Raw genomic sequence first — 11,392 nt, forward strand, 5'->3', positions numbered from 1 at the left:
ACATAAGGCATGTCGGGTTGCTACGTTGCGCTCCATGACCGCAACGACGGCGGACTCTCCCCCGCCCGAACTACGCCTCCGCAAGCGGCGCGGGGTCGAGCTCTCGCTCCTGGTGTGCGCCGTCCTGATCTCCGTCTTCGGTTACGTCGCCGTCGGCTTCGCCCGCGATGACGCCGCCCCGCCCGACGCGCTCGCCCACAGCGCGGGGCTGGGTCTGCTCGCCCTCGTCGCGCATCTCGCGGTGCGCCTCCGCGCCCCGTACGCGGACCCCCTGCTGCTCCCGATCGCGGTCCTGCTCAACGGCATCGGGCTCGTGCTGCTCCACCGTCTCGACCTGTCGACGCCCGGCGAGCGGGACGCGCCCGCGCAGCTCGTCTGGTCCACGCTCGGGGTGGCGCTGTTCATCGCCGTCGTCGTGCTGCTGCGCGATCACCGGGTGCTCCAGCGGTACGCGTATCTGTCGGTGGTCGCCGCGCTGCTGCTGATGACGGTGCCCATCTTCTTCCCCGCCGTGAACGGCGCCCGGATCTGGATCCGGATCGACGAACTCTCCTTCCAGCCGGGCGAGTTCGCGAAGATCCTGCTCGCCGTCTTCTTCGCCTCCTACCTCGCGGCCAACCACAGCGCGCTGGCCTACACCGGCCGCCGGATCTGGCGGCTCCAGCTGCCCACCGGCCGGGTGCTCGGCCCCATCGTCGCGATCTGGCTGCTCAGCGTCCTCGTACTGATCCTGGAACGCGACCTCGGCACCTCACTGCTGTTCTTCGGACTCTTCGTGATCCTGCTGTACGTGGCCACCGGCCGCACCGGCTGGATCGCCGTCGGGCTGCTGCTGGCCTGCGTCGGCGCGGTGGCCGTCGGCTGGCTCGAACCCCATGTGCACAGCCGGGTCCAGGACTGGCTCGACCCGTTCGCCTCCATCAACGCCGGCCGGGGACCGGACCAACTGGCCCAGTCCCTCTTCGCGTTCGCGGCGGGCGGCATGTTCGGTACGGGGCTGGGGCTCGGCCGGTCCGTCCTCATCGGCTTCGCCGCCAAGTCCGACTTCATCCTCGCCACGGCGGGCGAGGAGCTGGGACTGATCGGGCTCACCGCGATCATCCTGCTGTACGCGCTGCTGGTGGCCCGCGGCTATCGCACCGGGCTCGCACTGCGCGACCCGTTCGGGCGGCTGCTGGCGGTGGGTCTTGCGTCGATCGTGGCGCTCCAGGTGTTCGTGATCGCGGGCGGGGTGACGGGGCTGATCCCGCTCACCGGCATGGCGATGCCGTTCCTGGCCCAGGGCGGCTCGTCCGTCGTCACGAACTGGGTCATCGTGGCGCTGCTGATCCGGCTCAGCGACTCGGCGCGCCGACCGCGCCCCGAGACCGTGGAGACGGGCGTGATCGCGCCGACGACGGTCACGCTGAAGCCGACGGAACCCGGTCCTTCGTCGCCGCGGTCCGCGCCGGGCGGCGAGCGATGATCAGCCATATCCGGCTCGCCGCCGCGTTCTGTCTGCTGCTCCTGGTCGCGCTGCTCGTCAACGCGGCCCGGATCCAGGTCATCCAGGCCGACTCCCTCGACAACAACCCGGCCAACCGCCGCAAGACCATCGACCGTTACGAGCAGCCGCGCGGTCAGATCCTCGTCGACGGCAGGGCGGTGACCGGCTCCAAGGACACCGGCCAGCAGCTGCGCTACGAACGCACCTACGTCCAGGGCCCGTTGTACGCCCCGGTGACCGGCTACGCCTCCCAGACGTACGGCACGACCCTGCTGGAGAACGCCGAGGACGGCATCCTGGCCGGCACCGATCCGCTGCTGGCCCCGCTGCCGTTGTGGAACGACGCCACTCGCGCCCACGAGCCGGGCGGCAAGGTCGTCACCACCGTCAAGTCGGCCTTGCAGCAGGCGGCTTACACCGGTCTCGACGGCAGGCGCGGCGCGGTCGCCGCCGTCGAGCCGTCGTCCGGCAAGATCCTGGCGCTGGTCAGCAGCCCGTCGTACGACCCCGGAAAGCTGTCGGGCACGGGCGGGCCGGTGGCCGACGCGTGGCGGCGGTACAACGGCTCGTACGCCCAGCCGATGCTCAACCGGGCCATCCGGCAGACGTATCCGCCCGGTTCGGCCTTCAAGATCGTCACGGCCGCCGCCGCGCTGGACGCCGGGGTGGTCGACGACGTCGACGAACCGACGGGCGTCCCCGAGCCGTACGTCCTGCCGGGCACCCGCACCACCCTGCCGAACGACGCGCGGGGCTGCGACAAGGAGTCGCTGGCGTACGCCATCAAGTGGTCCTGCAATTCGGTGCTGGCCGGTCTGGGGGTGCGGGTCGGGCTCGACCGGATGGTGGAGGCGGTGGGCCGGTTCGGCTTCAACGACGCGAAGTTGAGGATCCCGTCGGGGGTCGCGGTGTCCAACTTCGACCGGCGGATGAGCGAGGACCAGCTGGCGCTCTCCTCGATCGGCCAGTTCGACACGACGGCGACACCGCTCCAGATGGCGATGGTCGCGGCGGCCGTGGCGAACGGCGGGGATCTCAAGTACCCGTATCTGGTGGAGCGGACGCTCGCCGCCGACGGTGATGTCGTCTCCCGTACGGGCGAGCACACCTACCAGCAGGCGATGAGCCCGTCGACGGCGTACCGGCTGCGGCAGTTGATGGTGGACGTCGTGGAGACCGGTACGGGCAGGAGCGCCGGCATCGACGGCGCGACGGTGGGCGGGAAGACGGGGACGGCGCAGCACGGGGTGGGCAACTCCGGTACGCCGTACGCCTGGTTCATCTCGTGGGCGCAGGCGAAGGGCACGGGGCGCCCGGCGGTGGCGGTGGCCGTGGTGGTGGAGGACGCGGAGGCGGTGCGGGACGACATCAGCGGCGGCGGGGACGCGGCGCCGATCGCACGGGCGGTGATGGAGGCGGCCCTGCGAGACTAGACGCGGGGTCGTGTCAGCCGCTCTCAGTGCGCGCCGAACTTCTCCAGGCCCGTCCGGACGTCGTCGAAGTTCATCACGGGCACGAAGCTCACCTTGGCGCCGAGATCCTGGAAGAACGGCTCGGCGACACTCGGAATGTCGGAGGCGTCCTTGAGGTCGAAGACGATGTACGCGGTGCGCATCCCGTCCTGGCTCCCGAAGTACGCGGCCTCCGGCTTGATCCGGTCGAACACCGACTTCATGGTGCCCGGCAGCGTCCGGTCCGTGATCGCCTTGTTCGCCTTCGCCGTGTCCATCTGGACCGTCAGCAGCACCCTCATCGTTGTCCCGCCTCTCAGCAGCGCACCGGCACATCCGTGTCGCCCGCCCAGCCTGGGCACGGCGCGCGGGTCCCGCAACCGGGGAAGGGCAGCGGAGTGACGGCCTGGTGGTCGGTGGGCGAGGCGCTGGGGCGGATCGACCGGCTCGACCCCGAGTTGTGCGCCTTCATCGAGGTGTGGCACGCGCGGGCGTCGGCACTGGCGCGCTCGGTGGACGGCCAACTGCCGCTGGCGGGGCTGCCGTTCGCGGTGAAGGGCCCGACGGGCATCCGCTCGTACCCGGCGCGGCGGCTGGTGGCGGCCGGGGCGGTGCCGGTGGGTTCGACGGCGGTGCCGGGGCCGGGGACGTACTGGCAGACCTGGGGCCGGGGCGCCCGTGGCCGTACGGTCAACCCCTACCGCGCCGACCGCACGCCCGGTGGTTCGTCGGCGGGCTCGGCGGTGGCTGTCGCGGCCGGTCTGGTGCCGCTGGCGACGGGCAGCGACGGGGCGGGGTCGGTGCGGATCCCGGCGGCGTGGTGCGGGGTGTTCGGGCTGAAGACGACGAACGGGCTGCTGCCGTCGCCGGACGCGACGGGGCTGGCGTCGGCGGGTGTGCTGACGCGGCGGGCGGCGGACGCGCGGTGGTATCTGCGGTGGGTGCTGGAGGGGTACGAGGAGCCGCCCCCCGTCGCGGCGCCGGTGGCTGCCACGTACACGCCGGATCTCGGTTTCGCGCGGACGGATCCGGCGGTGGAGGCGGTGGTACGGGGCGCGGTGGACCGGTTGGTGGCCGCCGGGGTCGTACGGCTCGGCCCGGCCCCGGAGCCGTCGCTGCTGGACCCGTGCGAGGCGTGGCTGGCGATACGCGGCGGGGATCCGGCGGCGGGCGAGGGGGTCCGGGCGGAGAACGACCGGCGGCTCGACGCGTATTTCGCGCGTACGCCGCTGCTGCTCACCCCGGTGACACCGAACCGCCCGCACGGGCACGACGGTCCGGGTCCTGACGTCTACTCGACCGCGCTGACCTGGGCGTTCAATGTGAGCGGCCATCCGGCGGCGAGCCTGCCTGCCGGTTTCACGCCGGACGGCTGCCCGGTGGGGCTCCAACTGGTGGCGGAGCGCGGGGCGGACGTCCCGCTCGTCGCGTACGCGCGGGCCGCCGAGGCCGCCCTGCCTCTTCCGCGCCCTGCCCCTCATTCATTATGGACCGCCGGGGGCCCGGATTCCTTCGTCCTGGCGGATGATCTTGGACCTCCGCGCCGCCCCTAATGTTGAGCCATGCCACTTCACCTTCACGACCACGGCGGCGAAGGCCCGCCCCTGCTGTTGCTGCACGGCGCCGGGCGTTCGCTCGCCGACTGGGAGGCCACCGCGCCTCTCCTCACCCCGCACCACCGGGTCCTGGCGGCCGATCTCCCGGCGCACGGCCACTCCGGCGCGGGCGCCGCAGAACCGTGGACGTTCGACTCGGCGGTCGCCGCGGTCGAGGAGACGCTGCACGCGTACGACGTCCCCGACGCGATCCTCGTCGGCCACTCGCTGGGCGGGATGCTCGCCGCCGTGTACGCCGAGCGGCACCCGGGGGTGACGCCGGGCGTGGTGGATCTCGACGGTATGTGGTGGGACGCGCCCGAGTCGTACGAGGGTGCGGAGCGCGCGGGCCGGGAACGCATGGACGAGATGGTGCGGGCGGGCGGCGGTCAGGTGGCGCCTGCCGGGTATGTGGCGCAACAGGTCGCGTACGCCGAGCTGTTCGGCATCCCGGCGGCGCGCGCGGAGGCGTCGGCGCGGGCCTCCGCGGTCGAACTCCCCGACGGCCGCTGGCAGACGCTCCCGGAGCGGGAGCGGTGGCTGGAGCTGATCGACGCCCTGGACGGTCTCGACCTGTTCGCGACGCTGCGGCGTCTCACGTGTCCGCTGCTCGTGGTCGTGGGGCGCAGGGCGCAGCCGGCGGCGCCGGGGATGGAGTGGTTCGAGGAACTGACGGCCACTCATATGCGCCGGAAAGAGGCGGAGTTGGCTCAACTGGTGAGCGAGCGCCCGACTGCCCGGACCGTGGACCTGGACGCGACGCACGCGATGCTGCTGGAGGAGCCGGAGGCGGTGGCGCGGGCGGTGCTGGCGTTCACGCGCCAGCTGTAGGTCCCCCGACGACGGGGGCGTCATCGGCGGAGTCGGCCGCGGCCCCCTGCGCGATGGCGTCGGCGACCTCGGCGACCCTGGCCCGCTCCTCTGCGGCGAACCGTTCGCGGTCGAGCTGTTCGGCCAGCTCCTCGTCCTGCGACATCAGGAGATCGAGGCTGGAGTCGCCGAGGTCGAAGACACCCATGTCGAGATACGCCTTCTGCAGCCGTTCGCCCCACAGCCCGATGTCCTTGACGCACGGCACGATGCGGCTGAAGAGCAACTTGCGGAACAGGTGCAGGAATTCGGACTGCTCGGACAGCTCGTCGGCCTCGGCCCTCGGGACGCCGAAGTTCTCCAGGACCTCGGCACCGCGCAGCCGGTCGCGCATGAGGTAGCAGCCCTCGATGACGAACTCCTCGCGTTCGCGCAGTTCGGCGTCGGAGAGCTGCCGGTAGTAGTCGCGCAACGCCATCCGCCCGAAGGCCACATGACGGGCCTCGTCCTGCATGACGTACGCGAGGATCTGCTTGGGCAGCGGCTTGTTCGTGGTGTCCCGGATCATGCCGAACGCGGCGAGGGCGAGCCCTTCGATGAGGACCTGCATGCCGAGGTAGGGGATGTCCCAGCGGGAGTCGCGCAGGGTGTCGCCGAGCAGCCCCTGGAGGCTGTCGTTGACCGGGTAGAGCATCCCGACCTTCTCGTGCAGGAACCGCCCGTAGATCTCGGCGTGCCGCGCCTCGTCCATGGTCTGCGTGGCGGAGTACAGCTTGGCGTCGAGGTCGGGCACGGACTCGACGATCCGCGCGGCGCACACCATCGCGCCCTGCTCGCCGTGCAGGAACTGGCTGAACTGCCAGGACGCGTAGTGCCGGCGCAGCTCCGCCTTGTCCTTGCCGGTCATCTTCGCCCAGTGGCGGGAGCCGTACAGGGTCAGGGCCTCGTCGGGGGCGCCGAGCGGGTCGTACGGGTCGACCTCCAGGTCCCAGTCGACGCGCTTCGAGCTGTCCCACTGCTTGTCCTTGCCCTTCTGGTAGAGGGCGAGGAGGCGTTCGCGGCCGTCGTCGTAGTCCCACTGGAAGCGGGCGGCGCCGGTGGCGGGGACGGCCCAGACGGGCTGGTCGGGGGTGTGGACGTAGAGATCACGGCTCGACACTGGCGGCTCCTTCGCCTCAACCCCGTTCGAAGCAGGGACATTTGGCAGGTTCACACGCTGTTGGACGTCGAGTCAACAAGTGGCGCGGAAGGGATTGACGGGAGCTGCTGACAGGAAGTCTCATAAGAGGGTCGAGCCCCGTACCCCCGGTAACACGAGGTGCCTCACCATGACGACAGCGCACGAACTCCACTCCGAGCCGGACTCGGAGGCGCACGGCATCCAGCTCCTCCACGACGCGCTGGGCCCACTGCGGGACCGCGAACAGGTGGCGCGGCGGCTGCTGGAAGCCTCGGCGAAGCACTCCTTCGACCCGGACAAGGACCTCGACTGGGACGCGCCGCCGGAGGACGGCAAGTGGTACTGGCCGCCGGAGCTGGTCTCGCTCTACGACACCCCGCTGTGGCACCGGATGTCCGAGGAACAGCGGATGGACCTGGCCCGCCACGAGGCCGCCTCGCTCGCCTCGCTCGGCATCTGGTTCGAGATCATCCTGATGCAGCTGCTGGTCAGGCACATCTACGACAAGTCGGTGACCAGCGACCACGTCCGCTACGCGCTCACCGAGATAGCGGACGAGTGCCGCCACTCGATGATGTTCGCCCGCATGATCCAGCAGGGCGGCGCCCCCGCGTACCCGGTCCCCCGCGTCTACCACAACGTCGCGCGCCTGCTGAAGACGGTCTCCACGACGCCGGGTTCCTTCGCCGCGACGCTGCTGGGCGAGGAGATCCTGGACTGGATGCAGCGCCTGACGTTCCCGGACGAGCGCGTCCAGCCGCTGGTACGCGGCGTGACCCGCATCCATGTGGTGGAGGAGGCGCGCCATGTCCGCTACGCCCGCGAGGAGTTGCGCCGCCAGATGGTCACGTCCCCGCGCTGGGAACAGGAACTGACCCGCCTCACGGCGGGCGAGGCGGCGCGTGTCTTCTCGGTCTGTTTCGTGAACCCCCAGGTCTACGACAACGTGGGCCTGGACCGCCGCGAGGCACTGGCCCAGGTACGCGCGAGCGCCCACCGCCGGGAGGTGATGCAGTCGGGCGCGAAGCGGCTCACGGACTTCCTGGACGACATCGGGGTGATGCGCGGGGCGGGCCGGCGGCTGTGGAAGTCGTCGGGGCTGCTGGCGTGAGGGAGCCGGGCCCCCTGGGATTCCGGGGACCCGGCGCACGGTGCCGCACGGGTGTCAGTTCTTCGCGACGGGCGTCAGTTGTTCGCGACGGGCGTCAGTTCTTCGCGCGGCGGCGCAGCACCAGTGTCGTGCCCGCCGCCGCGAGCGTGACCAGGGCCGCACCCGCCGCGATCTTCGGTGCGTCCATGTCCGTGATGCTGCCGCCCAGCCCGCCGGTGGTACCCCCGGACGGGGTCGTGCCGACCGTGAACGTGAAGGTGGAGGGGCTGCCGTTCGGGCAGGTGATGTTGACCGAGTGGCTGCCCGCGCGGGCGTCGCCGCGGATGGTGGCCGTGCCGCGGTAGATGCCCGTCGTCGTGCCCCTGGTGAGCGTGACCGAGCCGGTGAAGGCACCGGACGAGGCCGTCACCGTACCGGCCTGGCAGCCGCCGTTGAGGGAGAGCGTGACCGACGAGCCGGGGGGCGCCGGGCTCGGGCTGACCGTGAAGGTCGGCTGGCTGGTGCCGCCGGCGTGGGCCGTCGTCGCACCCGCGCCGATGGCCAGGGAGGACAGAGCTGCGGTGGCGAGGATGCGAGCAACGCGCATGGTGGTGGTCTCCGCTTCCTTGGCGCGGTGCGGGCGGCTGTCACCCGCTCGGGGAACCGAGCCGTGGTCTTCATGAAAGGCAGAGGCACCGTCAAGCGGCGCGCCGAGACTTGCGCCCGCCTTCCCTCGAACGGTCCAGCCGCGATCGTTAACCCGCTGGTCGTGGGCGCGGGGCCACGGGGAGGGCGCCGTACGCCGCCGGGGTGACCGGCCGCCGCGTCCGGCCCGGCACTGCGCGACACTGGCGGCGTGAGAAGCGAAGAGACCGTCTTTGTCGGTGGGCCGCTCGACGGTCGCGTACTGCCCGTGCTGACCGGACCGACCGGACACCCGCCCAAGTGGTACGAGGTCCCCGTGCCGGACGCCGCCGGCGGGCCGCCCACCGTGTTCACGTACCGGCGCGCCCCCGCCGGGTACACCAAGCGGCTCGGGATCCAGCGCGGCTGGAAGTACGAGTACGTCTCCGAGGGGCGTACGCGGCGCACCCTCAAGTGGCCCTGGTCCAAGCCCGACCGGGGGTGAGCGGACGGGTGGTCACCCATGGCGCCGCAGACGCGATCTGACGGGCACCCTCTAGGATCGACCAGCCGGAGACGACCTCCCGGCAGAGCCACCAGGGGGCATTCTCGTGATGGAACCGCTGCAGCACGACGACCCACGTCTCGTCGGTCCTTACACCGTGCTGGCGCGGTACCGGGAGTCGGCGAGCGCCGTGCAGTTCCTGGCGTACGGGACGAACGGCGCCACCGCCGTGCTCTCCGTGGCCCGTCCCGCGCTCGCCGCGCTGCCCGCCTTCCGGCGGCGCTTCCAGGCCGAGGCCCGCACCGCCGAGCGGCTGGCCGGCGGCTGGGTGCAGCCGCTGCTCGACTCCCGTACGGACGCGGCCGGCCAGGACGGGCTCTGGACCGCGACCGCCTACGTCCCCGGGCTCACCCTCGGCGAGGCCATCGCCGTCGCCGGTCCGCTGCCCGAGCGTGCCGTGCGGATACTGGGCGCCGCGCTCGCCGAGACGCTCTCGCGGGTCCACGCGACCGGGGCGGTCCTGCACGGGCTCGCTCCCGACACCGTGACGCTCGCCGCCGACGGGCCGCGCCTCACCGCCTTCGGGGCGCTGGGCGCGGCGGCGTCGGCGGAGGCCGCCGAGGGCGGGCGGCTGTCCGTACGGCTCGGATATCTCACCCCGGAGCAGCTCGACGGCGAGGTGCCTGGACCGCCCGCCGACATCTTCGTGCTGGGCCTCCTGCTCGCGTACGCGGCCACCGGTACGACCCCGCTCGCCGAGGGGCCGCCCGACGCGGCGGCCGAGCGCATCGCGCACGGGACGGCCGAACTCGACGGTGTGCCGGAGCGGTTGCGGCCGATCGTCGCGCGCTGTCTGGCGAAGGAGCCCGGCGGGCGGCCCACGGCCGGGGCCGTCGCGGCGGAACTGGCGCTGGAGGGCGCCGCAGCGGCGGCGAAGGCCGCGCCGGACGGCTGGCTGCCCGCCGCCCTGTCGGCGTCAATCGCCGAACAGGCCGCCCGAGTTGACGCCTTGCACACACCGCTGGACGGCACGGGGGACGCCGGCCCCGGTGACGCACCGGGGCCCGGCCCCGAACCGGAGCCCGACACGCGGACCACCCGGATCGGCCGGCCCCGCAGCGCGCCGGGTGACCGGCCGACCGCCGCCCTCTCGGTGCCCCGTGCGAGACCCGAGCCGACGGCGTTCCCGCTGCCCCCGGCCGCCGTCCCGGTGCCCCAGCAGGCCCAGCCGCTCCCGGCCGTACCCCAGGGACCGCACGCGCCGCACGGACCGGGCGGACCGCAGCCCGCCCCCGGCACCCCGCCGGCCGCGCCCACCGGATCCGGCTCGGGCCGGTTCGCCGCCCTCGGGCAGCCGCTGGGGCGGCGCGCGCTCCTCACCGGGATCGTCGCCGGGGCCGCCGGACTGGTCGTCGGCGGCGCCGGCGTACTCGCGCTGGCCGACGACGAGGAACCGTCCGCCGACACCGACGGCAAGCCCGGCAACGACACCCCGAAGGGCCTGACCGGACTGCCGCCCGAGGCCCTGTGGGCGTACGAGCACAAGTCGGCGACGGACGAGATCCTCAACGCCGCCGTCATCGGTGGCCGCACCCTCGTCGTCACGACGGAGTCCGGCGCCAGCGGTGTCGACGTACGCACCGGCAAGCGGCTCTGGCAGAACGCCGACGCCACCGCGCTCCACCCGGCGCTCCCCGCCTCCGGCGCTCTCGCCTTCGTCGCCGGGACGAGCGGACTGCTCTGGATCTCGACCGCTACCGGCAAGGTCGAGCAGCAGGTCCCGTACGCGGACGGCATCGCCGACGCGCCCGGTCTGACGGTCGCGGGCGTCGCCGGGGCCAGTGACGGCCAGGTCTGGTTCACCGGGGCGTACGAGACCGGTACGGGGAAGGCCGCCGAGGTCAGCACGTACCTCTTCGCCTTCGATCTGGCGACCCGCAAGGAGCTGTGGCGCGCCACGATCTCCAACGGCCGCGCCCCGTTGACCCCCGTGTACCAGCTGATCGCCGTACGGGAGGCGGACATTGTGGTCCGCCAGGACGCCAAGTCGCTGCTGCCCGCGCAGGTCAGGACGGGCAAGGGCCGGTCGGTGTACCACTGCTTCGGGCGCGCCGACGGCAGGCGGACCTGGTCGAAGTCGTTCGGCGCCGTACCGCCCACGGGCGGGTCGGTCGGCGACGCGAAGGGCCGGCTGTTCGCCGCGGCGGCGGACCAGTTGTACGCGTACGACACCGCCGACGAGAAGCAGTTGTGGCGCAGGGCGGGCGCGCCGAGGGTGCCGGGCCAGAACTCGTACGCCTTCGGCACCGGGACGCTGGCCGGCGCCACGCTGTATGTCGCGAACCGCTTCCAGGAGGTGTACGCCGTCGACCCCGAGTCCGGCGACGAACGCTGGAAGGCCACGACCGAGGGCCCGGCCTGGAACGGTGTCCCCCGGATCTCGCTCAGCGAGAGCGGCCGGACGGTGCTGTCGGCGGACGGGCTTCAGGTGACGGCGTTCGCGGCGCGGGACGGCGAGCGGCTCTGGAAGTTCCAGAACGCCGGCGGGCCCGCCCCCTCCCCCGACGCCGACGGCGCGGCCGTGGCCCCGCCCGCCTACCAACCGCTGATGGCCGGGAAGTCCGCGGTGATCCGGCGCGGCGGCACCTTCT

10 protein-coding genes are annotated in these 11,392 nt (G+C 72.6%); 7 read left to right on the top strand and 3 right to left on the bottom strand.

Going from position 1 to position 11,392, the window contains the following annotated elements; all coding sequences use genetic code 11:
* Positions 1 to 34: 34 nt before the first annotated feature.
* Together BHU15_RS29060 and BHU15_RS29065 are read left to right on the top strand one after the other, a co-directional pair.
* Positions 35 to 1,465 carry an FtsW/RodA/SpoVE family cell cycle protein gene (locus BHU15_RS29060; protein WP_079128446.1) on the top strand — a complete coding sequence of 477 codons (1,431 nt, stop codon included), beginning with the start codon at positions 35 to 37 and terminating at the stop codon, positions 1,463 to 1,465.
* Positions 1,462 to 2,919, top strand: coding sequence for a penicillin-binding transpeptidase domain-containing protein (locus tag BHU15_RS29065; protein WP_069629890.1), 1,458 nt, complete (start codon positions 1,462 to 1,464; stop codon positions 2,917 to 2,919). The genes BHU15_RS29060 and BHU15_RS29065 overlap by 4 nt, the downstream gene beginning before the upstream one ends.
* 23 nt (positions 2,920 to 2,942) lie before the next feature.
* Here BHU15_RS29065 and BHU15_RS29070 read toward each other — a convergent pair whose 3' ends face one another.
* Entirely contained in the window at positions 2,943 to 3,239 is a 297-nt protein-coding gene (locus BHU15_RS29070) for a DUF3303 family protein (protein ID WP_069629891.1), read from the bottom strand.
* 96 nt (positions 3,240 to 3,335) lie between these two features.
* Here BHU15_RS29070 and BHU15_RS29075 point away from each other — a divergent pair, with 96 nt between their 5' ends.
* Positions 3,336 to 4,490: an amidase family protein gene (locus BHU15_RS29075; protein WP_079128447.1), complete on the top strand. Its 1,155-nt coding sequence runs from the start codon at positions 3,336 to 3,338 to the stop codon at positions 4,488 to 4,490.
* 9 nt (positions 4,491 to 4,499) lie between these two features.
* A complete protein-coding gene (locus BHU15_RS29080; RefSeq protein ID WP_069629892.1) occupies positions 4,500 to 5,363 on the top strand; it encodes an alpha/beta fold hydrolase in 864 nt (287 codons plus the stop codon).
* Here BHU15_RS29080 and BHU15_RS29085 read toward each other — a convergent pair.
* A complete protein-coding gene (locus BHU15_RS29085) occupies positions 5,347 to 6,501 on the bottom strand; it encodes a ferritin-like domain-containing protein (RefSeq protein ID WP_069629893.1) in 1,155 nt (384 codons plus the stop codon). The genes BHU15_RS29080 and BHU15_RS29085 overlap by 17 nt on opposite strands.
* A 169-nt stretch (positions 6,502 to 6,670) precedes the next feature.
* On the opposite strand from BHU15_RS29085, the gene BHU15_RS29090 reads away from it, so the two are divergent.
* A complete protein-coding gene (locus BHU15_RS29090) occupies positions 6,671 to 7,633 on the top strand; it encodes an AurF N-oxygenase family protein (protein ID WP_069629894.1) in 963 nt (320 codons plus the stop codon).
* 94 nt (positions 7,634 to 7,727) lie between these two features.
* Here the strand turns inward: BHU15_RS29090 and BHU15_RS29095 are convergent, their stop codons facing one another.
* A complete protein-coding gene (locus BHU15_RS29095; protein WP_069629895.1) occupies positions 7,728 to 8,219 on the bottom strand; it encodes a hypothetical protein in 492 nt (163 codons plus the stop codon).
* 249 nt (positions 8,220 to 8,468) lie between these two features.
* Between BHU15_RS29095 and BHU15_RS29100 the strand changes: the two genes are divergently transcribed.
* Both BHU15_RS29100 and BHU15_RS29105 read left to right on the top strand, forming a co-directional pair.
* Positions 8,469 to 8,741, top strand: a complete 273-nt coding sequence (locus tag BHU15_RS29100) for a DUF8847 domain-containing protein (RefSeq protein ID WP_023538680.1) — start codon at positions 8,469 to 8,471, stop codon at positions 8,739 to 8,741.
* Between the two features lie 109 nt (positions 8,742 to 8,850).
* Positions 8,851 to 11,392 (top strand): outer membrane protein assembly factor BamB family protein (locus BHU15_RS29105; RefSeq protein ID WP_069629896.1); only part of this gene is annotated, 2,542 nt, incomplete at its 3' end.

Origin of the sequence: Streptomyces niveus (genome assembly GCF_001723055.1) — a bacterium.
In the GTDB taxonomy this organism is placed as follows: Bacteria; Actinomycetota; Actinomycetes; order Streptomycetales; family Streptomycetaceae; genus Streptomyces; species Streptomyces niveus.